Source organism: Marinobacter flavimaris, assembly GCF_002933295.1.
Taxonomy (GTDB): Bacteria; Pseudomonadota; Gammaproteobacteria; order Pseudomonadales; family Oleiphilaceae; genus Marinobacter; species Marinobacter flavimaris.
This window is the reverse complement of sequence record NZ_PSSW01000005.1, coordinates 241,109-262,344: the sequence shown is the minus strand read 5'-3', so window position 1 is coordinate 262,344 and position 21,236 is coordinate 241,109. Positions and strand designations below refer to the sequence as shown.

Genomic DNA, 21,236 nt, shown 5'->3' with positions numbered 1-21,236 from the left:
AAGAATCTCTCAGCGACCAAGTAACTGAATCAGTTGATCACTGAAGCGGGCCGGGAACTGATGCCCGACACCCAGATTGTTCAGCTCGATATTCAGCTGATGCATATTTTGTATCACAGTGCTATCAAGGCTGTTCTGAACCACAGTCATCCAGCCGTTGGGACCCGCCATCTGGCTGGCTACCCGCGCACCGCCGCTGCGGTTCGCGCTGATCACTTCCAGTACAGTTTCCGTTTGATGGTCCACCAATCCGCCGTTGACCGCCTGGTTGAGGTTGGGAATGGTCAGGCGATTGACCACCAGGGTGTCACCATTAATGCCGACAACTTGTTCCAGGCCGATACTGATCTCCAGGTTATCCATCAGGAAACCACCCCGATATTCAGACAGTTGCGCATCACTCAGGGGCATGACACCAAGCACCAGCTCTGCTCGCGCAGATAGTGACACCGTTGCAAATGAAGCAACCAGTAACGCTATGGCAGGCATCCGGGACATCATGATCATCACCATTCCCTTGTGGAGGGCCAGTAGGGCAATGTGTGCCCGAGCGAAGGACCACTCAGGCCTTTCTGCATCGGCGCCCTGGCCACTTGCGGCCAATGTCCGTCACCGAGAAACCCGTCCCGCCCCTGTACAAGATGACTGCGAATAACAAAGGCGGTACCGTTCCAGTACTCGCTGAATCTTGAGTAGGAATAGACCTTCAACCCCCGCGCCGGATCGCCCACCAGAACCTCACTGTCACTGATACCCTTGATCAGGACAAAATGCCGGAATCCATCAATGTCCAACAACACAATCATGGGTAGGCGCACCTTCTCCTTAAGGCCGGTCAACGGCATGCGAAAACCGTCGGCCTGGTACCCCCTGGCCTCCAGATAGCGCTTCATATCGAGCATGGAGAATCCGTTCTGGCGTACCTTCTGCTCATCTGCCAAAGCAAGCATCTCGATGAAGACATCGTGTTCTGTTACCCGGTCCTGGTAGTGAAAGGACAACAAGGAAGCAACTGCTGCGGAGCCGCAACTGAAGTCGTATTGCTGGCGCATCACACTATCAAACCGGCGACTCTCAAAACTGGTAACGTTTACCTGAACATCACCGCCAATACCCGGCACCATGACCGAGCCGGCAAATGCGGTGGACCATAGCAGCCCGGCACTCGCGCAAACCGCGACAAGAACCTTCCTGGTCATGGCCCACCTCCGTCAGTGATTGATCAGTATGTTGATCTGGGTACTGTCCTGAATGACCACCTGGTTGCCGGTGTTCTGGATAACCGTGGCAACCCCACTCATGTTGCCGAACGCGTTGTCGGAAATACTGTTATCACCTGTGACGACATTTCCTGAAAGCAGATTATCGGACACATTTGCATTTTGCTGGTTGTCGTTAATCTGCCACTGCATCGGGATTCCCTGGCGACCACTTGCATCCGCCAACTGATCCGCCGACATCGGCGCGGCATCCAGCCACTCCTCAGCTGAAACAAATCCCGCTGCCGCGAACAGTAACGCCAGCAAGGCAGCCTTCAGTTTCCATCTGATGACGTAACCCATGGCAGTTCTCCCGGAATAACCGGGCCGCACCCGTTAAGGCGCGGCCGGGATTCCTTACTGGGTGCCACCACCGGTGGACAGGTTGGACATTACACTGACATTCGCCTGTGTAACGTTGCCATTGCCTGCATTCTGGGCAAAGGCGCCAACACCGGTGAAGTTCGCGGAACCGCCAGAGATTTCGTTGCGGTTCCGGGCATCGGTGTAGGACGCTCTGCCGTTGGCATCGCCGTAGTTGGTTGAAGAGCCCGATACACTGCCATCGAGATCGGCGTTGTTCAGGAACACATCCAGATCAAGGGCCAATGAGTTGTCGGAGCTGTCATTTCCGCTGTCGGAGATAGTGGTGTTCCCGCTATCGGCAATGTTGGTTGAGTTGTCGGAGCTGTCATTGCCACTATCCGAGACGGTGGTATTACCGCTATCGGCTACATTGGTGGAGTTGTCGGAGTTGTCGTTCCCGCTATCCGCGACGTTGGTGGAATTATCGGAGCTGTCATTCCCACTGTCTGCCACATTGGTGGAGTTGTCGGAGTTGTCATTTCCGCTATCGGCCACGGCGGTGTTGCCGCTGTCAGCAACATTCGTGGAGTTGTCGGAATTGTCGTTTCCGCTATCCGCGACGTTCGTGGAGTTATCGGAGCTGTCATTCCCGCTGTCGGCGACGTTGGTGGAATTATCCGAACTGTCATTCCCACTGTCTGCGACATTAATGGAGTTGTCCGAACTGTCGTTCGCACTGTCTGCCACATTGGTGGAGTTGTCGGAGTTGTCATTTCCGCTATCGGCCACAGCGGTATTACCGCTGTCAGCAACGTTGGTGGAATTGTCCGAATTGTCATTACCGCTGTCGGAGATCTTGAACGAATCAGCCACATCGGTGCTGTTGTCGGAATTGTCGTTCGCACTGTCCGCAACATTGGTTGAGTTATCGGAGCTATCCGTGGAGTTGTCGTTACCACTGTCCGCAATCTTGAACGAATCAGCCACGTCTGTGCTGTTGTCCGAGCTGTCAGTGGAGTTGTCATTACCGGAGTCGGTATTGCCGGATTGGTCATTGTTGGCGGTGGAGGTGTTGTCCGCGTTGGTATTCGGATCGCCGTCTCCGCCCTGGTCCGCATAGGCAAAACCGGAAACGCCCATTGTCATGGCGATGGCAGCTGCTAGCAGTGTTTTTTTGGTGTTCATGATGTCATTTCCTTTGAAGTTATTGGCTTTTAAGGGATCCGACCCAACCCGCTAGCCTTCGGGTAAGCCAAGGTTCAGACCCGCCAGAACAAAGTAGCGATTCCCGTGCCACAATTGAGAAACTGGAATCAGGCGCATGTTTTTAAAGGGTTTTCTTTTTTTCAATCGAAAATCAACGGGCCCTGGCACCGTTGAAACTGTTTCAGGAATGAAACAGGGAGGGCAAACAAAAAGGAGGATACGTACGTTTTATCGCGTCGTCTCAGACACTTACGTGAAATTCGCAGTGTCAGAAAAACAAAACCCCGCTCTAGGCGGGGTTTTGGGGATTGAAGCGAACCCTCGGGCCCGCTTCGACAACATCTGAACCTTCGATTAACCGAACTGGTTCATGGTGTTGTCTTTACCACCGGCCTTCAGGGCCGCGTCACCAGCGAAGAATTCCTTGTGGTCGTCACCGATGTTGGAACCAGCCATATCCTGGTGCTTGACGGTGGCGATACCCTGACGGATTTCCTTGCGCTGTACACCGGCAACGTAGGCCAGCATGCCTTCGTCACCGAAGTAGCCCTTGGCCAGGTTGTCGGTAGACAGGGCCGCAGTGTGGTACGTCGGCAGAGTGATCAGGTGGTGGAAGATACCCGCTTCGCGTGAACCGTCACGCTGGAAGTTACGGCACCACTCGTCGGCCAGCTGACCCAGCTCGGTGTTGTCGTACTCTTCGCTCATCAGCTTGTCGCGGTCGTAGGCAGAAACGTCCTTGCCTTCTTCCTTCCATGCGTCGAATACCTGCTGACGGAAGTTCAGGGTCCAGTTGAAGGACGGGCTGTTGTTGTAGACCAGCTTGGCGTCGGGCACCACTTCCTTGATGCGGTTAACCATGGCAGCGATCTGACCAACGTGCGGCTTCTCGGTTTCGATCCACAGCAGGTCGGCACCATTCTGCAGGCTGGTGATGCAGTCCAGCACAACACGGTCTTCGCCAGTGCCCGGCTTGAACTGGAACAGGCCAGAAGCCAGACGCTTCGGACGAACCAGCTGGCCCTTCTGCTTGATGACAACGTCGCCGTTGTTGATGTCTTCAGCCTTCTCGATCACTTCACCGTCGATGAAGCTGTTGTACTGGTCACCCAGATCGCCCGGCTCTTCGGTTACGGCGATCTTCTGGGTCAGGCCAGCGCCCAGGGAGTCGGTACGGGCAACGATAACACCGTCGTCCACACCCAGCTCCAGGAACGCCAGACGAACGGCGTTAATCTTGGACAGGAAGTCGGCGTGGGGAACAGTTACCTTGCCGTCCTGGTGACCACACTGCTTCTCATCAGACACCTGGTTCTCGATCTGGATGCAGCAGGCACCGGCTTCGATCATCTGCTTGGCCAGCAGGTAGGTCGCTTCGGCGTTACCAAAACCAGCATCGATGTCGGCAATGATCGGCACAACGTGAGTTTCGTGGTTGTCGATCTGCTTGATCAGTTCTTCAGCCTTGGCGTTGTCGCCAGCTTTCTCAGCTTCTTCCAGGGCACGGAACAGGTGGTTCAGTTCCCAGGCATCTGCCTGACGCAGGAAGGTGTACAGCTCTTCGATCAGGCCGGATACGGCAGTCTTCTCGTGCATGGACTGGTCAGGCAGCGGACCGAACTCGGAACGCAGGGCAGCAACCATCCAGCCAGACAGGTACAGGTAGCGACGCTTGGTGGTGCCGAAGTGCTTCTTGATGGACAGCATCTTCTGCTGACCGATAAAGCCGTGCCAGCAGCCCAGGGACTGGGTGTACTGGGCGGTGTCCTGATCGTAGTTCGCCATGTCTTCGCGCATGATCCTGGCGGTGTACTTCGCGATATCCAGACCAGTCTTGAACTTGTTCTGGGCGCGCATGCGAGCGGCGTGCTTCGGGTTGATAGCATTCCAGGTCGGGTGCTGCTTCAACAGGGAAGCAATCTGGTCAACGTCTTGTGCGTAGGGCATTGTCTCAATCCTTTCTACGTTGGTTTTCTAAGTCGATGCGGAGAAGCGTACAGCAACTTCCGAAGCCAACAACCTGCTCACTTTTTGAGCGAAGCGCTGACATTGATGGTTACTTTAGTGGTTTCAAATTTATAATTGAAATTTATATAATCTATTTTCGGCATTTTCCTGGTGAATGGTAAGAACCCCTTATTCTTGAGTTGGATCAACATCGGAAAAGTGGCTATTGTTACTGTTAACAGTGAGCAAGCATCACCCGACCCCATCAGGCGCAAACAGTGTTCTACCTGCGAGCTTTCAGCCACTCCCTTGTGCATGCCCTGAAGAACCTGGTTCCGATCATCGCCGTCGTTGTCTTCTTCCAGCTTGTTATTCTCCGGCAAATGCCGGACAACACGTTTGCGATGGCAGCGGGTCTGCTGATCGTGGCTGTCGGCGTTGCCCTGTTCCTCCAGGGCCTTGAGCTGAGCATCTTCCCGGTTGGCAAAAGTCTGTCCAATCAGTTTGCCCGCAGGGGCTCTGTGCCGGTTCTGCTCTCGTTCGGCTTCGCAATGGGCTTTTCTGCGGTGGTGGCAGAGCCGGCACTGATTGCCGTGGCCCAGCAGGCGGAGGAAATCAGCGAGGGCAAGATAAAGGCCCTGACACTCAGGATACTGGTGGCCGTTTCCGTTGGCCTCGTCGTTGCCCTGGGCGTGTTCAGAACCATATTTGGTTACCCGCTGCACTGGTTCATGATCATCGGTTACATCGTGGTGGTGATCATTACCTGGTTCGCGCCACCCGAGATTGTTGGTCTTGCCTACGATTCAGGTGGCGTGACCACCAACATCGTCACCGTTCCCCTGATTGCCGCCCTGGGCATTGGTCTCGCGGCTTCCATTCGGGGTCGAAACCCCTTGTTGGACGGCTTCGGACTGGTTGCCCTCGCGGTGATGGTTCCCATGATTACCGTTCAGCTTTACGGGATTTTTGTCTATTCCGGTGTTACCACCGATCCGACCACGGTGCCAACCCTGGTACACAATGGAACCGCCGATCAGACTCCCGTTCTGCTGACGATGCTGCTCGATCTTGCCGGCATGATCCGGGATGTACTTCCGATCATTATCACCATCCTTTTTTTCCAGTACCTGGTGTTGCGCCGGGGGCTGACCAACCCGCGCAAGATCCTGTTCGGGTTTGCGCTGGTGGTGCTCGGTCTCTATGCCTTCGTGGTCGGTCTGAAACTCGGCCTGTTCCCGATCGGCACCAGTATGGCCCGGCAACTGATGAGCATGGAGGGCTTCGTCTTTGTCTATCTCTTCGCCTTCATGATCGGGTTCGCCACCACCATGGCCGAACCCGCGTTGATCGCAATCGGACACCAGGCGGAACAGGCCGCGGCCGGTACCATAAACGGCAATGCCATCAGGATTATCGTGGCGGTCGGGGTCGCTGTCGGGATCACCCTCGGCGTCCACCGGATCATCAGTGGCGACTCCATTCACCATTACATCATTGGCGGCTATATTCTGGTCATCATCCTGACCGCGCTGGCCCCGAGATACATCATCCCGCTGGCGTACGATCTTGGCGGGGTTACCACCTCCGAGGTTACCGTACCTCTGGTAACCGCACTGGGTATTGGTCTGGCCAGCAGCATTGAAGGCCGTAACGTGCTGATCGACGGGTTCGGCCTGATTGCCTTCGCCTCCATCTTTCCGATCGTGACGGTGATGGGCTACGCCATCATTGTTGAAATGCTTGCCAAGCAGAGGAAAACAGACTCATGAAATTTTCGGTTCTGGTAGCAATTGTTCCAGAGGATCAGGAACAGGACTGCGTTAATGCCGCGAGGGACCTTGGCGCCGGTGGTATCACGGTGATTCCCGGCCGCGGCATCAGCAACACCGCGAAAAAAACCTTCTTCGGCCTGACCTACGACGGCAGCCAAAGCGTTCTGCTGATGGTGCTGGAGAAGGGCCTCTCGCTCGATATTCTGAAGGTTATCCAGAAGATACTCATGCCCGACCATAACGATTCCAGGGGACTGGTGTTCACACTTCCCCTGGAACACCTGGGCGGGATCGACATGTCCCAGGTCGCAAAATTCGAACAACATCTGAAAGATTCACTGTAACCGGAGAACAGCCATGAAACTGGTCAAAGATGTGATGGTGCGGGATGTAATGACCATCTCTCCGTTTGCCAGCATCCGTGAGGCGCTGTCACAGATGAAACAGCACTCTGTGAAATCGCTGGTGGTGGAGAAAACGAGCGAGCACGATGCCTGGGGTCTGATCACCTATACCAACGTGCTGAAAACGGTTATTGCCGAAGACGGCGACATCGACCTTCTGAACGTTTACGACGCCTGCGCCAAGCCTGTCATCAGCGTTGGCGAGAATCTGAACGTCCGACACGCTGCCAGCCTGATGAGCAAATACCGGGTAAAGCGCCTTCTGGTGCTGGCCGACAATGATCTCAAAGGCTTTGTGGTCATGGACGACATCATGGCGGCCCTGCTCGACAGCATCGACTGACCGGCATTCAGGTCATGCAAAGCACCACCAACCGGTCACCCGGCTGTAACTCAAGGTAGTCCTTGCGGGGCGGGTTCAGCTGCAGGTGGCGCCCGCTTTCATTGGCACGGTGCCGAAATATCCCGAGTGCCAGTTCACCTTCGGCCGCCACCGTTTTTTCCAGCACCTGAAACGTCGCACTGGCGGGCAAAGGGTAATCCGCCGGATCCCGGAACTGGATCTCGGCACCGCCAACGGTGAACAGTTCATCCAGCACGATGCGAAGCTCGCGCCGCAACGCCACCTGCGCCAGAACATGACTGAGAATCATGGGGCTGATCATCATCTCGCTCTGATGCCCATCCAGCAGGTGCCGGTTGTCGGGGTCGCTCAACTCCATGATCAGTTGAGGCCTCCGGGCAAAATCGGCCAGGATGTCCTCAAGCTGCAGGTACCCCACCATCGCCCGGGCATCGGCCTCTTCACCAGAAGCCAGCCGGTCACTGCTCAGCAGGATCACGGTATCGTAGCCCGCCGGCCCTATCCGGCGGAGCTCCCCCTCCACCATGTAGTCCGCCTCGATATGCCGACAGGTCAGGCGGCCCGAATTGTCGACATAGCGTGCAATGGCCTGTTCCCGTTCGGCTTTGGGAACCACGGAGACCAGATCCACCTCAAAATGACGGTGGCCATAGCTGAGGAACTCCGCGATCAGGCTGGGCACGCGTCGGTTCCAGCCTAAGACCAGAACCCGGTGATTCATCTGGTCCACGGGCCGCTCAACCCGCACCGCCTGCCCTCTCACCAAGGCAGGCAAGGGCGCCTTTTTGGGATTCGGCTCGGTCTCGGAGTAATCCCGGGCCATGATGACCACCCGATCAGCCGATGCAATGGGTGAGTCTGAGGGCGCCAGCAACTGGACGTCCCATCCTGAACCGCTGGGTTTCAACAGCCCCAGCACGATGACTTCGGGCCGGGCGGCCGCCAGCTCGCCCAGCGTCATGCCTGCCAGCGACTCGCCTCCGCGGATATAGATCTCGTTACCCTCACCGGCTGTCAGCAGCTCGTTGAACACTTCAGACAGGCCAGGATGAAGGATGTTCTGCACCATCAGGCGACTGATGGTGGCATCGCCTGCCACGACCTCCACGGCCCCGGGGTAGGCCCGCTCTATCACCGGGAGTTTGCGGACGTCCTGGATCTCGGCCACCACAAACGGCAACGAGGACTGAAAATGCCTTGCCTGCGCGGCTATGGACAGCAGCGCCTTGACCGTCTCCACGTCCGATGTGACCAGGCTGCCAGCTTCGTGGGCCGCGCTGGGCACGATAACCGCCGCTGCATCCAGGCAAGCCACCCGGTGCAGGGCATCCGGCTGGATTGCGGATCCCGATCGCAGGATGATCTGGCGGGCCCGGCGCCCGATACCAGGCTCGGTGCGCAACTCATGAACCTGGGCTGCAGACGCCTCCTCAGACAACACCACGAGGTTGAGCTTCTGGGCATCGTGCTTTTCCAGAAAACGGCGCACCCGGCCACTGGAGCCCAACAGCTCGGAGAGCAACGGGAGGGTCTGGCTGGTCCAGCCCAGCACCACCACATGATTCTTCAGCGTAACCGGCGTAAGGCCTCTCTCAAGATCCGCCATTTTAGCGATCAACCACCGTGTCAGGATCGCCACCAGAGTGCCCATGAACACCACATAGCCGCTAATAGTCAGCAGGGTCGAAACAAAGCGCTGCCAGGTGCCAACGTCGTCACCCAGGTAACCTGGATCGGTCAACCGAAGAAACGCCCACCAGATTGCAGAGCCCGGATCTTCGAAGTCGCCGCCCTGGGGAACCACAAGCAGGCCACCGATTAACGAGATCAGGCCAATGAAGACACCGACCACGAGAAGCTGAAATCCCGCGCCTTTGACGAGCTGGCGTTCCAGTATGAATTTGACTCGGTCGATCAGCCGGAAAGGCAGCATGGCAGTCCTCTTGAAGAGAGTATTTTCGTCGCGTCAGGGTAGACCATCCGGAAACGGATGGAATCAGGTTTTTATCCGGAAGCCCGATCAGTTTCAGACGCAGGGCAACTGATCAGACGCAAAGCTTCGTCCAGGGAGGAAGTATAGCGGCTAACGCCAGCTATCGGCGCAACCCCGGCACGAGCGAGGGTGCGCAAAGGCTGGAACTGAAGATCGGCAATCACAATCTGTGTACCGTCCCGTTCACAGGTAGCAATAAGCTTGTTCAAAGCGGACAGCCCGCCGGCATCGAGAATCGTCACGCCGTCCATGTACAGAATGAATCCGCGGGCGTTCCGGGCGAGCACTGCCAGTTCCCCGAAAATCCGGTCCGCAGCGGCAAAAAACAGGGGGCCGTTTATCTTGAACACCTGCCAGCCATCGGGCAGCCGGGATTCTGCAATCCGTTTGCTCTGGGTGATATCTGTAACCCGGGTCATCTGGGCCATTTCCCGCATGAACAGGACCGCCGCCAACAGGACGCCGGTGGTGATGGCAATGACCATGTCGAGCAATACCGTCAGTGAAAAGCAGGTGAGAAAAACCAGGATGTCGCTGCGCGGCGCGGTTTTCAGAAGATGCAGGGACTTGGGGGCCTCACTCATATTCCAGGCCACCATCACCAGCAGGGCGGCCATGGCCGGCATGGGAAGATACGCCAGCAGGCCCGCCAGCGAAACCAGCGCCAGCAGAACGACCAGCGAATGCACCATTGCGGAGACCGGCGACTCGGCGCCGGCCCGGTAGTTGGCCGCCGAGCGGGCGATGGCGGCCGTGGCGGTAATGCCGCCGAAAAACGGCGTGATGATGTTGCCAAGGCCCTGCCCCATGAGCTCGCTGTTGGCGCTGTGGCGTTTGCCAGTCATGCCATCAAGCACCACGGCGCACAGGAGAGACTCGATGGCCCCAAGCATGGCAATGGCAAAAGCTGCCGGCAGCAGATCCCGGACCAGCGACCATGACAGCCCGACGGGCTCGCCCGATGCCCCTGCCTGCTGCCACGGCCAGGCGAATTCCGGCAAGAACGGCGGAATACCCGCTCCCTCGGTGCCGTCCGGCAGGAGATAACTGAACCTTGAACCAATGGTATCGATAGCAGCACCCTGGGCATTCAACCAGAGCGTAAGCAGGCTTCCGATCACCACCGCTGGCAGATGCGGGGGCACCGGGGTTTTCAGGCGTGGCCAGAGCAACATGCAGGCAAGGGTGACACCGGCCACCAGGGTACTCATACCATCAAATTCCGGCAGCGCACCGGTCAGCAGGGCCAGCTTGTCCCAATAATGCTCGGGCATATCGCCAACCTGAAGGCCCAGAAAATCCCGGATCTGCAGGGTGGCAATCACCACGGCGATCCCCCCGGTAAACCCGAGGGTTACCGATTCTGGAATGTATTCGATAAAACGACCCAGTCGCATCAGAGCCATCAGAATCAGCAAAACGCCCGACATCAAGGTGGCCAAAAGCAGACCGCCCAGCCCATAGCTCTGGGCGATGGGGTACAGAATGACAACGAAAGCAGCGGTGGGGCCGGAGATGCTGAACCGGCTGCCACCGGTCAATGCGATCACAAACCCGGCAATAATGGCGGTGTAGAGGCCGTACTGGGGTGCAACACCACTGGCGATCGCCAATGCCATGGCCAGGGGTATGGCAATAATGCCCACCGTCAAACCCGCCATCACATCGCGCAGGAAACGGCGGCCCCGGTAGGGCTCATCAATACACGCTTCCCGGAATGCGTGGGCCATCCGGAGAGAAAAAAGGTGGGCTCGATGCGGCATGGGTGACTCGTTAATTGCAACTTTTAACGACTAATTATATGCTCATTATATCTGCATTCAATGTTAATACGGTTAACATCATCGAAAGCCACCCGAGGTAAAGAAAAACCCAATGGAAAACCGCACTGCCCGCCTGACGTTGCTGATCGATCCCGAGAAAAAGGCCGCCTTTGAAGAACTGTGCAAGCAGGAAGATGTGACGCCATCCCAGAAAGTGCGCCAGTTCATTCGGGAATACGTGGAAGAAAGACTGGGATCGGACTGGCGCGAAGATCGTAAAAAGAAATCCTGACGGGGTTCATTACGTAAAGACTATGATGAAACCTATCGCGCCAATCCTGCTGTTTGCCACTTTGTCTGTTATGAACGGATGCACTGCCATGCCTTCATCGAAAGCCCCCGACACGCTGAATTCGGCACCGCAAACCCAGTACGATGCCCTGCTCGTAAACCCGGCAAACAAGACCGCGCTGACTCCGGAAGAACTGGCGCAGCAACTAGCCGACGTCGATGTTGTGGTTGTCGGGGAATACCACGGGCACCATGGCTCACACCTTCTGCAATCCCGGCTTCAGAGCGCCCTGTTTCGGCTGCGGCCGGAGCAGATTCTCAGCATGGAGCAGTTCAACCTGGATCGTCAGGACGAACTGAACCGTTATCTGCGGGGAGAGACGGGCGAAACCGAAATGATCGAAGACGCCGAAGCCTGGGACAATTACCGTGCCTCCTATCGTCCATTGGTGGAGTTTGCACGCCGGCACGACCTTCCGGTGATCGCGTCCAATGCGCCGGCCGACGTGGTCCGCTGCGTTGGCCGCAAGGGCCCGGGCTATCTCGACCGTATTTCAGACACCTTGAGACAGAAATTACCCGCCAAACCCTTCATGGACACCCCGGAATACCGGGAAAAGTTCATGGCGGCCATCGGTGCAAGCCACCAGGCAGACGACACCATGAGCGAGCGGATGGACAACACCTACAAGGCCCAGTTGCTCAGGGACAACGCCATGGCAACACGTATTCTTCAGGCGCGGACAGAGCACCCGGAGCACCAGGTACTGCACGTGACTGGCACCTTTCACAGTGAAAATGGCCTGGGCACCGTGGCGTTTCTGAAACAGCGCGCGCCTGAAATCTCAGTCGCCATCGTAAGCCCGGCTTTCTGGCCTTGGGACGTCAACGAAGCGCCCCTGGAGAATAATCGCGCCAAGGGTGATTTCATCTACTTTATCCAGCCTCTGCCCGACGAATTCCGGGACGCCCAGCGGGAACGTGAGGCGATGACAGCCCGCTTTCGCCGCTCGACCGACAAAAGCTGTGACTGAAACGGCCGGCTACCGGCCTGACAGGCCCGATTCCAACTCAAGTGCCTGTTCAAACACCTTCCGGTCCTCGTCGCTGAACAGCACAAACCGGACAAGGCGAACAGAGTTGAGCTCCGCCAGCGTGTCAGACACCGCCTTCATGGCCACTGCCGCCGCATCCTGCAGTGGATAGCCGAAAACCCCGGTGGAGATGGCAGGAAAAGCGATGGACGTCAGCTTATGCCGATCTGCCAGCAACAGGGCATTTCTGAAACACTCGGCCAGCAAACGGTCGGATGGCTCGTCGACCCCGTAAACCGGCCCCAGACAATGGATTACGTGTTGGTTTGGCAGCTCGTGAGCCGAGCTGATAACTGCCTGCCCCGGCCTGATCGGCGCCAGAGCCCGGCATTCCTCTGCCAGCCCCGGTCCGGCGGCGCTGTGTATGGCGCCTGCCACGCCACTCCCTGGCAACAGTTCGGCGTTGGCGGCATTGACGATCACATCCATATCCTGCTGTTCAGCAATGTTTCCTCTGATGCACTCAACTTTCACAACCGTCATGTTTCCTTCCTTTTCGCTTGGGGCGTGAAACGCTAATCTTGACCATGATCTCAGGATAGCAGCCAGACACCGGATGCTTTCCGGAACATTCCGGTGACGTAATACAGGGACACCCCATGAAACTTTTTGCCTCAGTGATTCTCGGCGTCAGTGCCATCATTTCTGCCGCCCTGATTGGCAATGGCCTGACCGATCTGCGCACCGGCGACCGCTACGTGACCGTTAAAGGTGTGGCTGAACGGGAAGTGAATGCCGATCTGGCCCTGTGGCCGATCCGCTTTGTCGCCACCGGTGCGTCCCTGAGTGAAGCCCAGGAAAGGGCCAGAAGCAGCCGGGACGCGATCATGGCGTTCCTCAAACTGCAGGCCATTGACCAGAATGCGGTCGAACTCCAGCGCCTGGATGTTACCGATACCCGGGCCAACCCCTACCAGGCCAACAACGGAGAGCAGAAGTTCATCATCAGCCAGACGCTGATGGTGCGCAGTACTGACATCGACCGGATCCGGCAGGCAGCCCAGGGTGTCAGTGAACTGGTGGACTCCGGAGTGATGCTGTCTTCGGACTACGGCCCGCCCGGCCCGACGTACGTATTTAACGGGCTCAACGACATCAAGCCGGAGATGATTGCCGAGGCAACGGCATCGGCCCGGGAAGCTGCCGACCAGTTCGCCCAGGATGCGAAAGCGGAACTCGGGGGGCTGCGACGCGCCAATCAGGGCGTTTTCCAGATTCTGGCCCGGGATCAGGCGCCGGGCATTATGGAGCAGCAACAGCCGGTAAAAACCGTCCGGGTAGTCTCAACCGTCGAATATTACCTTCGCTAGGCCAACCGCCTACTGCGTGGCCACCATCTCATCGGTCACCTGATATTCACCCGCCAGCCAGCGCAGAATCTCGTTGGCTGCAGGGTGGTCAAAGGCATCGTAGGTGTGCTGAAGGCTCTGGCGCTTTTCATCACTGATCCGGCCCAGGCCGGCGTCCTGCAGCACCAGTAAATCCGCATGCAGCTGCGCTGCCAACTCCCTGCCCAGCACCTCGCGGGCGACATGGCGGAATGCCTGGCCGTACTGATAGGAGGGCCCCAGGCGATAGGACTCCGCCAGCGTGATAGCCGGGATGGCCGTCAGCGTTGGCTGCAGGGCCGGATTGATACCATGGCCGGCAAGGTGCGCCGCGTTGGCCGCCGGTCGCCCGGTGAAGGCTCGCAGGTGCAGATGTTGCGACATCCGGTCGCCGTCGTTGACCGGGTAGTTGTCCCAGAGCACCGGCTTGCGGCCAAGCAGGTCTCCGACACGTTTCAGATGGCCGGGTGACACTTCCCGGGAACACACTTCCTCTCCGGTCCAGAACACGTTCACCGAGTGGTCCAGCTTGCGCCCGAGCGTCTCCAGATAATCCGCCGGACGCTCCCCGAACACGCGGTCGAGAACCGGATCATCGGAATAATAGCTGGGACAGACACTCAGCTGTTTGATTGAAGTACGGTCACGGACCCAGTGCACAATGTCCGCCTGGGTACCGGCAAGGTCCGGAGTGTCTGATTGCATGTCATCGAACAGAATCGCCAACTCATCTATCCCGATGCGCTCCAGCAGGGCGAGTTTTTCTGCCAGCGCCGCCCTGGCCTCGTCGTCAAACCGGTTGAACACCTCGAACGGACTCAGGCCGACACCAAAACGAACGCCTTCGCTACGGCAAAAGCGCGAGAAATCGGCCAGCTCCGCGGCCATCGCCGGCGGGTGCGGCTGCTGCCACTTCCGACGCAGAAAAACATCCGCCTTCGGGGCATAGAGATAAAATCCGTAACCATGGGGCGCCAGGGTGCGAACCAGTTGCCGCCGCTCCTGCCAGGTCCACATGGGGCCGTAAAATCCTTCAATGATGCCGAGTGTCGTTGCCATGGCCGATTTCCGCTCCGCTGGTTCCCGGGCCCGGTTCAGGTACCCTGTAACCTCCAAGTTTGACTAGACTTACCAGTAAAGCCAACTACAACCGAACTGCCCGACAAGGAGCAAATCAATGGAAATAAAAACGTTCGAGGATCTCATCGAATGGACGAGGCAACTGCACGCGCATCTTGCAAGGTGCCTGAAAGAGTCCGCCAAGCTCAACAACGACGAGCGAGCCAGCGCCCTCCTCGACTACGTGTCCAGCCACGAAACCATTCTCGAGAAAGCCGTACGGGAATTCGAGAAACAGGCTGATCCGAAGGCTCTCAATACCCGCATGTACGACTACCTGAACCACAAACCGATCAGGGCCAGTGCTGACTCCTACACGCACTACGCGTCAATGAGCTTTCAGGATATTGCCAGAGAAATCTTCCAGTTCCACGACCAGGTGATGGATCTCTACGATTCCCTGATTGGCAAGGCAGAGATTCCCGAGGCCAAGGCCTTGCTTGAGGATCTGCTTTCCCTCGAAGAGCACGAGGCCATGCGACTGTCGAGCCAGATCAGCCGCATGGACGACATCTGATCCGCCGTACGACCAAGGTCGTACACCAAGCGGTTTTTGATTTCGTTTGTTAACGATAATTGCTAACGTGAACTAGCATTAAGAGTGATTTTCCCCAAAAGGGGAGACGCTCGACCCACAAAAAAGATAAGAGGATAGAAGAGCAATGAAGATCCGTTCTGTTCTTTCCGCGGCTGTGCTGGCTGTGGCAACAACCTTTGCCTCCTCGCAGGCGCTCGCCCAAGATACCTTCACACTCCGCCTTGCAGAAACCTGGGGGCCAAACTTCCCGATTTTCGGTGACACCACCAAGCGTTTTGCCGAAACCGTCGAGAAAATGTCTGACGGACGCCTGAAAGTCCGCATCGATTCCGCCAACAAGCACAAAGCCCCGCTGGGCGTGTTTGATATGGTCAAGGCTGGTCAGTACGACATGGGCCATTCCGCATCCTACTACTGGAAAGGCAAGGTTCCAGAGACCCTGTTCTTCACCAGTATGCCGTTTGGCATGAACGCCATGGAACAGTACGCCTGGTTCTACCACGGCGGTGGCATGGAGCTGATGCAGGAAGTCTACGAGCCGCACAACATGCTGTCGTTCCCGGGCGGTAACACCGGCGTTCAGATGGGCGGCTGGTTTCGCAAGGAAATTAACTCGCTGGAAGACCTTCAGGGTCTGAAAATGCGCATCCCTGGCTTCGCTGGTGAAGTGTTCGCAGAAGTTGGCGTTAACCCGACCAACATCGCCCCGGGCGAGCTTTACACTGCTCTGGAACGCAACACCATCGATGCTGTTGAGTGGGTAGGTCCTGCCCTGGACTTGCGTCTCGGCTTCCAGCAGATCGCCGACTACTACTATACCGGCTGGCACGAGCCTGCGACCGAACTCCAGTTCCTTGTGAACAAGCGGGTTTGGGACAAGCTGCCAGCGGACCTGCAGGAGATCATGCGTGTTGCCATGCGCACTGCGTCCTACGACATGCTGGTTCACTCCCAGCACGCCAACGCAGAAGCTTGGGCTAATATTCGCGAAGAGTACCCGAATGTCCAGATCAAGCGTTTCCCAGACGAAATCTTTGACGCCATGTACGAAGCCAACAACAAGCTGCTGAAAGAAGCAGCTGCTGAAAGCGATATGGCTGCCAAGATTATCGACTCCCAGCAGAACTATCTTGAGCAGAGCCGCGCTTACACCAACATTTCTGAGCGCGCCTACCTCAACACTATGGCCGAAGTCGAGTAAGATATAGGCTTTAACGGAGCCGGGATCGCTCTCTGAGTGATCCCGGTTTTGTCGTTTATAGCAACGGATAAAAGCGCCAGTCCGTCTGGCGGGGGATCATCAATGCGGTGGATTATCAAACTGGACGACGGGCTTGCCCGGCTGTCCATCTTCTGTGGCTGGGTTGCCTGTGTCGCGATGATACTGATGGCAGCCAACGTCTTTTACGACGTAGTGGCCCGATACGCTTTTAACAACGTTTCAATCGGCATGCAGGAAATGGAGTGGCACCTCTATTCTGTGGTGTTCCTGCTGGGTATTCCCTACGCATTGCGCACGGATGGTCATGTTCGGGTCGACGTTTTCTACACCAAATGGAGCAACAAGGCCAAGGCCTGGGTCAACCTTGTTGGCGCCTTCATTTTCGTCATTCCCTTCGCTTATCTGATCGGCATTTACGGCTACGATTTCGCCCTCGACTCTTACAGCATGGGTGAAGGTAGCGGTGATCCGGGCGGGCTGCCGCACCGCTGGATTATCAAATCCGTCATCCCTGTCAGTGCCGTCTTCATCGGTATTGCCGGCCTCAATATGGCGACTTACGCCGTACGAGTGATGGCGGGGGACAAGGAGTATGAAGGTGAACACAGCGGAGGAGGCCTCGCATGATCGGTATGATTATGTTCGGTGTGGCCCTGCTGATGCTGATGCTGGGCTTCCCGGTTGCATTCACCTTCGGTGGCGTTGCGCTGTTTTTCGGAATTTTCGCCGAGGGCATGGATCTCTTTGCCTTCATGCCCTATCGCATCATGAGCGTGATGCAGAACACCGTTCTGATGGCAGTACCGCTGTTTATCTTCATGGGCGTGGTGCTCCAACGCACCAGGCTGGCGGAACAACTGCTCACCTCCATGGGCCGTCTGTTCGGTGGCCTGCCCGGTGGCCTGGCTATCTCGACGATTCTGGTCGGTGCACTGCTGGCCGCCTCTACCGGTGTTGTAGGCGCCAGCGTAGTTGCCATGGGTCTGATCTCGCTGCCGGTCATGCTGGCGCATAAATACGACAAGAGACTGGCCACCGGTACCATCTGTGCGTCCGGCACCCTCGGTCAGATCGTGCCGCCATCCATCATCCTTATTATTCTGGGCGATGTCCTTGGCCTTCCGGTTGGGGATCTGTTCAAGGCCGCGGTCTGGCCCGGCGTTGTGTTGGTGGGGCTCTACATCATCTACATCCTGGTGCTGACCAGGCTGAAACCTGAAACCGCGCCGGCCATGCCGGATGAGCCAGGCGTTTCCCGTAAAAAGGAAGTCTTCAATGCGCTGTTGGCGATCATCCCGCCTCTGGCACTGATTGTGGTGGTTCTGGGCTCGATCTTCACCGGCATTGCCACGCCAACCGAGTCATCCGCTCTGGGTGGCGTTGGCGCCGTGGTTCTGGCCATCATCTACCGCCAGTTTTCCTTCAAGATGGTATGGGATGCATCCAAGGATACGGTCAAGGTGACCGCCATGGTCTTCGCGATCCTGATTGGTGCAACAGCCTTCTCCATGGTGTTCAGCTACACCGGCGGCGACTATCTGCTGGAAGAATGGTTGCTCCAGCTGCCCGGCGAGAAGTGGGGCTTCATCATTCTGGCCATGGTGGTCATTCTGGTATTGGGTTTCTTCATCGACTTCGTTGAAATCTCTTTCATCATCGTGCCGATCCTTGCCCCGGTGGCGGAAGCTATGGGCATCAACATGCTCTGGTTCGCCATCCTGATCGCCATGAACCTGCAAACGAGCTTCCTTACGCCACCGTTCGGGTTCTCGTTGTTCTACCTCAAAGGCGTCGCACCGCCGGGAGTGCGAACGACCGATATTTATAAAGGCGTACTGCCCTTCATCCTGATACAGATGTTCGTGCTGGCGCTGATTGTGATTTTCCCTGAATGGTTTGGTATGAGCTCCTCATACTGACCCGAATAATGCCGGGCGCTGGGCCCGGCATTTTTTTATCCGCCTATTTTCGCTCTTCGCTATCCTTCCAATAGTTTTCTTCTATTTTCAGCCAACCTGACAAAATCTCACTGTTTTCTATACTGAACGGACAACCGGCGATTCTCAGACTGGTATTCGGGAACCCTGGCGCGCGCGCATCGACAAAAACATTGATGTTGAGGTTATCAAGGGAGAGCGGAGTCCATGAACCAGAGCACTGCCCAGAAAACCCGTGACAACGGGCAAGAATCCAAAAGCCATGTTCTGACCCTGCCACTGGAAAATACCCACGTGGACCGGTCACCGCACACTTACGAGCGCTGGCTGATCGCCAAGCTCATGCGGATGGCGGGATCACCGCCGCTGCGCTTCCGGCTCTGGAACGGCGATGTGATCGAACCGGAGGGCCAACACGCGCAGTTCACCCTGCATCTGACCGACCCCAAAGCCCTGTATGCGCTGGTAACCAATCCCAACCTGGCTTTCGGAGACCTCTACAGCGCCGGTCGCCTGGAGGTGGAAGGCGACCTGCCGGACCTGATGGAAACCCTTTACCGGTCCGTTCACCAGGCGCGTCAGAAGTGGCCGAAATGGCTGGAGGCCCTGTGGCGCAACCACAACCCCCGATCCACCGGCATCCCGGAAGCCAAGGAAAACATTCACCATCACTATGATCTGGGCAACGAGTTCTATCAGCTCTGGCTGGACAGCGCCGAAATGCAGTACACCTGCGCCTACTACGAGACGCCGGATCTGAGCCTTGAACAGGCCCAGCTAGCCAAACTCGAGCACGTTTGCCGCAAACTCCGGTTAAAGCCAGGCATGACGGTGGTCGAGGCCGGCTGCGGCTGGGGTGGCCTGGCCCGCTACATGGCCCGCAATTACGGCGTGAAGGTCCATTCCTACAACATCTCGAGGGAACAGCTCGCGTTTGCCCGAGAAGAAGCTCGCAAGCAGGAGCTCGATCATCTGGTGGAGTATATCGAGGACGATTACCGGAACATCAGCGGGCAATACGACGCCTTCGTATCCATCGGCATGCTCGAACACGTGGGCAAGGAGAATTACGAGGCTCTGTCCGAGTTGATCAAACGCAGCCTCAAGCCTGACGGCATTGCCCTGCTGCATAGCATTGGCCGCAACCGCCCGATGCTGATGAACGCATGGATCGAGAAACGCATCTTCCCGGGTGCCTATCCGCCGAGCATCGGCGAATTCATGCAGATCTGTGAGCACGGCGATTTTTCAGTCCTGGACGTCGAGAACCTGCGCCTGCATTACGCCCAGACCCTGAGTCACTGGATGGAGCGCTTCAACCAGAACGAGGACAAGGTCACTGCCATGTACGACGGTCACTTCACCCGGGCCTGGCGCATGTATCTGGCCGGTTCCATCGCCGCCTTCCGGGCAGGTTCTCTGCAGCTGTTCCAGGTGGTCTTCAGCCATGGCGACAATAACCAACTTCCCCGGAACAGACGGGATCTTTACGACTTTCCTGCGGCACCCGAGGAGGCCTGATGGACTACTACGACCTGATCATCGTTGGGGCTGGCCCTGCTGGATCCACCCTGGCCAGCGCCCTCGAAAACAGCGGCAAAAAAGTGCTGATCATTGATAAACAGAACTTCCCCAGGGACAAAACCTGCGCAGGCTGGGTTACGCCTGCCGTGATGGAGACCCTGAACATTGACCCGGAGGAATACTCCCGCGGGCGAACCCTGCAACCCATCCGGCGGTTTCGCATCGGAATGATGGGCCAGCCGGCCGTGGAGAACGATCACGGCGACGTAGTCAGCTATGGTATTCGCCGGTGTGAATTTGACGACTACCTGCTCAGCCGCGTCAACGCTCCGAAACAGCTGGCCACGCCGGTCAAATCCATCGTTCGTAAAGACGGCAACTGGGTCGTCAATGACACCTGGGAAGCGCCTCTTATTGTCGGTGCCGGCGGTCACTTCTGCCCGGTTGCGCGATTGTTGGGGGATGGCCCCGGTGGCCATGAAACCGTTGTGGCGGCCAAAGAGGTTGAATTTGAAATGACACCGGACCAGGCTTCAGCCTGCCTGGCCCGGGGCGATACGCCCGAACTCTGGTTCTGTCGGGACCTGAAGGGCTATGCCTGGGTGTTCCGTAAGGGCAATTTCCTGAATATTGGCCTGGGCCGGGAAGACAACCACAAGCTGACAGGGCATCTGGAAGCGTTTGTCGAGGAAATGAAATCCACCGGCCGGATTCCACAAGACCTGCCCGGACGCTTCAAGGGCCACGCCTATCTGCTCTACGCCCATGCCGACAGACCCCTGGTGGACGACGGTGTGATGCTGATTGGCGACGCCGCTGGCCTTGCCTACACCCAGAGTGGCGAGGGTATACGGCCGGCGATCGAATCCGCCCTTCTGGCAGCCGATGTGATTGGCGAGGCCACCGACTACTCAGCCTCCTCCCTGCAGATTTACGGTGATGCCATTGCCGAACGCTTCGGCACTCGCGCCTCCGAGCCAGACCAGGGCTGGCAGGTTCCTGACTGGGTCAAGATGCCTCTGGCCAGCAGCCTGATTCGCTCCCACTGGTTTACCCGCAAGGTGGTTACAGAGAAGTGGTTCCTGCACCAGGAGGTGCCACCGTTGAAAGTTGCTGTCTGAGGCGAAAAGCAAAACCCGGGAGCACCTATCATGATGCTTCCGGGT

At 57.3% G+C, this 21,236-nt stretch carries 21 protein-coding genes; 12 read left to right on the top strand and 9 right to left on the bottom strand.

The annotated features are described in order from the left end of the window. Positions 1 to 9: 9 nt before the first annotated feature. The 5 genes from MDHKLMBL_RS11545 to MDHKLMBL_RS11520 form a co-directional block, all read right to left on the bottom strand. Entirely contained in the window at positions 10 to 507 is a 498-nt protein-coding gene (locus MDHKLMBL_RS11545) for a hypothetical protein (protein WP_241956221.1), read from the bottom strand. Next, positions 507 to 1,199: a C39 family peptidase gene (locus MDHKLMBL_RS11540; protein ID WP_104270833.1), complete on the bottom strand. Its 693-nt coding sequence runs from the start codon at positions 1,197 to 1,199 to the stop codon at positions 507 to 509. The genes MDHKLMBL_RS11545 and MDHKLMBL_RS11540 overlap by 1 nt, the downstream gene beginning before the upstream one ends. Before the next feature lie 12 nt (positions 1,200 to 1,211). After that, on the bottom strand, positions 1,212 to 1,562 hold the full coding sequence (locus MDHKLMBL_RS11535) for a hypothetical protein (RefSeq protein ID WP_104270832.1): 351 nt from the start codon (positions 1,560 to 1,562) through the stop codon (positions 1,212 to 1,214). Positions 1,563 to 1,616: 54 nt separating this feature from the next. Further along, positions 1,617 to 2,750: a hypothetical protein gene (locus tag MDHKLMBL_RS11530; protein ID WP_104270831.1), complete on the bottom strand. Its 1,134-nt coding sequence runs from the start codon at positions 2,748 to 2,750 to the stop codon at positions 1,617 to 1,619. A 375-nt stretch (positions 2,751 to 3,125) separates the two neighbouring features. Further along, complete coding sequence (locus MDHKLMBL_RS11520) at positions 3,126 to 4,718, bottom strand: isocitrate lyase (protein WP_104270829.1); 1,593 nt, start codon at positions 4,716 to 4,718, stop codon at positions 3,126 to 3,128. Positions 4,719 to 4,996: 278 nt separating this feature from the next. Here MDHKLMBL_RS11520 and MDHKLMBL_RS11515 point away from each other — a divergent pair, with 278 nt between their 5' ends. Genes MDHKLMBL_RS11515 through MDHKLMBL_RS11505 form a run of 3 tightly spaced genes read left to right on the top strand, consistent with a single transcriptional unit; the run spans position 4,997 to position 7,240 of the window. Beyond that, the gene (locus MDHKLMBL_RS11515) at positions 4,997 to 6,490 is read left to right on the top strand and encodes a DUF1538 domain-containing protein (protein WP_104270828.1); all 1,494 of its coding nucleotides are present in this window, start codon (positions 4,997 to 4,999) and stop codon (positions 6,488 to 6,490) included. Continuing rightward, entirely contained in the window at positions 6,487 to 6,837 is a 351-nt protein-coding gene (locus MDHKLMBL_RS11510; protein WP_014578443.1) for a hypothetical protein, read from the top strand. Before MDHKLMBL_RS11515 ends, MDHKLMBL_RS11510 begins: the two co-directional genes overlap by 4 nt. 13 nt (positions 6,838 to 6,850) lie before the next feature. After that, entirely contained in the window at positions 6,851 to 7,240 is a 390-nt protein-coding gene (locus tag MDHKLMBL_RS11505; RefSeq protein WP_014578444.1) for a CBS domain-containing protein, read from the top strand. Positions 7,241 to 7,247: 7 nt separating this feature from the next. Here the strand turns inward: MDHKLMBL_RS11505 and MDHKLMBL_RS11500 are convergent, their stop codons facing one another. Beyond that, a complete protein-coding gene (locus tag MDHKLMBL_RS11500; protein WP_104270827.1) occupies positions 7,248 to 9,194 on the bottom strand; it encodes a CASTOR/POLLUX-related putative ion channel in 1,947 nt (648 codons plus the stop codon). A gap of 71 nt (positions 9,195 to 9,265) precedes the next feature. Then, positions 9,266 to 11,017 carry a C4-dicarboxylic acid transporter DauA gene (gene dauA, locus MDHKLMBL_RS11495; protein WP_053113142.1) on the bottom strand — a complete coding sequence of 584 codons (1,752 nt, stop codon included), beginning with the start codon at positions 11,015 to 11,017 and terminating at the stop codon, positions 9,266 to 9,268. A gap of 112 nt (positions 11,018 to 11,129) precedes the next feature. Here dauA and MDHKLMBL_RS11490 point away from each other — a divergent pair, with 112 nt between their 5' ends. Together MDHKLMBL_RS11490 and MDHKLMBL_RS11485 are read left to right on the top strand one after the other, a co-directional pair. Then, positions 11,130 to 11,309, top strand: coding sequence for a ribbon-helix-helix protein (locus tag MDHKLMBL_RS11490; protein WP_008173301.1), 180 nt, complete (start codon positions 11,130 to 11,132; stop codon positions 11,307 to 11,309). Between the two features lie 88 nt (positions 11,310 to 11,397). Next, complete coding sequence (locus MDHKLMBL_RS11485; protein ID WP_104270826.1) at positions 11,398 to 12,342, top strand: ChaN family lipoprotein; 945 nt, start codon at positions 11,398 to 11,400, stop codon at positions 12,340 to 12,342. 9 nt (positions 12,343 to 12,351) lie between these two features. On the opposite strand, the gene MDHKLMBL_RS11480 is transcribed toward MDHKLMBL_RS11485, so the two are convergent. Beyond that, positions 12,352 to 12,885: a macro domain-containing protein gene (locus MDHKLMBL_RS11480; RefSeq protein ID WP_008173304.1), complete on the bottom strand. Its 534-nt coding sequence runs from the start codon at positions 12,883 to 12,885 to the stop codon at positions 12,352 to 12,354. Between the two features lie 116 nt (positions 12,886 to 13,001). On the opposite strand from MDHKLMBL_RS11480, the gene MDHKLMBL_RS11475 reads away from it, so the two are divergent. Further along, positions 13,002 to 13,712 (top strand): SIMPL domain-containing protein, encoded by a 711-nt coding sequence (locus MDHKLMBL_RS11475; protein ID WP_104270825.1) that lies wholly within the window; start codon positions 13,002 to 13,004, stop codon positions 13,710 to 13,712. A 9-nt stretch (positions 13,713 to 13,721) separates the two neighbouring features. On the opposite strand, the gene MDHKLMBL_RS11470 is transcribed toward MDHKLMBL_RS11475, so the two are convergent. Next, positions 13,722 to 14,789, bottom strand: coding sequence for a beta-N-acetylglucosaminidase domain-containing protein (locus MDHKLMBL_RS11470; protein WP_104270824.1), 1,068 nt, complete (start codon positions 14,787 to 14,789; stop codon positions 13,722 to 13,724). Positions 14,790 to 14,907: 118 nt separating this feature from the next. Here MDHKLMBL_RS11470 and MDHKLMBL_RS11465 point away from each other — a divergent pair, with 118 nt between their 5' ends. The 6 genes from MDHKLMBL_RS11465 to MDHKLMBL_RS11440 all read left to right on the top strand — a co-directional run bounded on the left by MDHKLMBL_RS11465 (position 14,908) and on the right by MDHKLMBL_RS11440 (position 21,191). After that, on the top strand, positions 14,908 to 15,366 hold the full coding sequence (locus MDHKLMBL_RS11465; RefSeq protein ID WP_062786140.1) for a hypothetical protein: 459 nt from the start codon (positions 14,908 to 14,910) through the stop codon (positions 15,364 to 15,366). Between the two features lie 145 nt (positions 15,367 to 15,511). Next, positions 15,512 to 16,588, top strand: coding sequence for a TRAP transporter substrate-binding protein (locus MDHKLMBL_RS11460; protein WP_008173314.1), 1,077 nt, complete (start codon positions 15,512 to 15,514; stop codon positions 16,586 to 16,588). A gap of 102 nt (positions 16,589 to 16,690) precedes the next feature. Further along, positions 16,691 to 17,236: a TRAP transporter small permease subunit gene (locus tag MDHKLMBL_RS11455; protein WP_008173316.1), complete on the top strand. Its 546-nt coding sequence runs from the start codon at positions 16,691 to 16,693 to the stop codon at positions 17,234 to 17,236. Further along, positions 17,233 to 18,528 carry a TRAP transporter large permease gene (locus MDHKLMBL_RS11450; protein WP_053113144.1) on the top strand — a complete coding sequence of 432 codons (1,296 nt, stop codon included), beginning with the start codon at positions 17,233 to 17,235 and terminating at the stop codon, positions 18,526 to 18,528. The genes MDHKLMBL_RS11455 and MDHKLMBL_RS11450 overlap by 4 nt, the downstream gene beginning before the upstream one ends. A gap of 225 nt (positions 18,529 to 18,753) precedes the next feature. Continuing rightward, a complete protein-coding gene (locus MDHKLMBL_RS11445) occupies positions 18,754 to 20,067 on the top strand; it encodes an SAM-dependent methyltransferase (protein ID WP_062786137.1) in 1,314 nt (437 codons plus the stop codon). Continuing rightward, entirely contained in the window at positions 20,067 to 21,191 is a 1,125-nt protein-coding gene (locus MDHKLMBL_RS11440) for an NAD(P)/FAD-dependent oxidoreductase (RefSeq protein ID WP_104270823.1), read from the top strand. The genes MDHKLMBL_RS11445 and MDHKLMBL_RS11440 overlap by 1 nt, the downstream gene beginning before the upstream one ends. The last annotated feature ends 45 nt before the right edge of the window (positions 21,192 to 21,236 follow it).

Excerpts from the sequence above, each read along its gene's own strand:
- MDHKLMBL_RS11545 (WP_241956221.1), bottom strand. The coding sequence starts at position 507 with ATGATCATGATGTCCCGGATGCCTGCCATAGCGTTACTGGTTGCTTCA.
- MDHKLMBL_RS11540 (WP_104270833.1), bottom strand. The coding sequence starts at position 1,199 with ATGACCAGGAAGGTTCTTGTCGCGGTTTGCGCGAGTGCCGGGCTGCTA.
- MDHKLMBL_RS11535 (WP_104270832.1), bottom strand. The coding sequence starts at position 1,562 with ATGGGTTACGTCATCAGATGGAAACTGAAGGCTGCCTTGCTGGCGTTA.
- MDHKLMBL_RS11530 (WP_104270831.1), bottom strand. The coding sequence starts at position 2,750 with ATGAACACCAAAAAAACACTGCTAGCAGCTGCCATCGCCATGACAATG.
- MDHKLMBL_RS11520 (WP_104270829.1), bottom strand. The coding sequence starts at position 4,718 with ATGCCCTACGCACAAGACGTTGACCAGATTGCTTCCCTGTTGAAGCAG.
- MDHKLMBL_RS11510 (WP_014578443.1), top strand. The coding sequence starts at position 6,487 with ATGAAATTTTCGGTTCTGGTAGCAATTGTTCCAGAGGATCAGGAACAG.
- MDHKLMBL_RS11505 (WP_014578444.1), top strand. The coding sequence starts at position 6,851 with ATGAAACTGGTCAAAGATGTGATGGTGCGGGATGTAATGACCATCTCT.
- MDHKLMBL_RS11500 (WP_104270827.1), bottom strand. The coding sequence starts at position 9,194 with ATGCTGCCTTTCCGGCTGATCGACCGAGTCAAATTCATACTGGAACGC.
- dauA (WP_053113142.1), bottom strand. The coding sequence starts at position 11,017 with ATGCCGCATCGAGCCCACCTTTTTTCTCTCCGGATGGCCCACGCATTC.
- MDHKLMBL_RS11490 (WP_008173301.1), top strand. The coding sequence starts at position 11,130 with ATGGAAAACCGCACTGCCCGCCTGACGTTGCTGATCGATCCCGAGAAA.
- MDHKLMBL_RS11485 (WP_104270826.1), top strand. The coding sequence starts at position 11,398 with ATGCCTTCATCGAAAGCCCCCGACACGCTGAATTCGGCACCGCAAACC.
- MDHKLMBL_RS11480 (WP_008173304.1), bottom strand. The coding sequence starts at position 12,885 with ATGACGGTTGTGAAAGTTGAGTGCATCAGAGGAAACATTGCTGAACAG.
- MDHKLMBL_RS11475 (WP_104270825.1), top strand. The coding sequence starts at position 13,002 with ATGAAACTTTTTGCCTCAGTGATTCTCGGCGTCAGTGCCATCATTTCT.
- MDHKLMBL_RS11470 (WP_104270824.1), bottom strand. The coding sequence starts at position 14,789 with ATGGCAACGACACTCGGCATCATTGAAGGATTTTACGGCCCCATGTGG.
- MDHKLMBL_RS11465 (WP_062786140.1), top strand. The coding sequence starts at position 14,908 with ATGGAAATAAAAACGTTCGAGGATCTCATCGAATGGACGAGGCAACTG.
- MDHKLMBL_RS11460 (WP_008173314.1), top strand. The coding sequence starts at position 15,512 with ATGAAGATCCGTTCTGTTCTTTCCGCGGCTGTGCTGGCTGTGGCAACA.
- MDHKLMBL_RS11455 (WP_008173316.1), top strand. The coding sequence starts at position 16,691 with ATGCGGTGGATTATCAAACTGGACGACGGGCTTGCCCGGCTGTCCATC.
- MDHKLMBL_RS11450 (WP_053113144.1), top strand. The coding sequence starts at position 17,233 with ATGATCGGTATGATTATGTTCGGTGTGGCCCTGCTGATGCTGATGCTG.
- MDHKLMBL_RS11445 (WP_062786137.1), top strand. The coding sequence starts at position 18,754 with ATGAACCAGAGCACTGCCCAGAAAACCCGTGACAACGGGCAAGAATCC.
- MDHKLMBL_RS11440 (WP_104270823.1), top strand. The coding sequence starts at position 20,067 with ATGGACTACTACGACCTGATCATCGTTGGGGCTGGCCCTGCTGGATCC.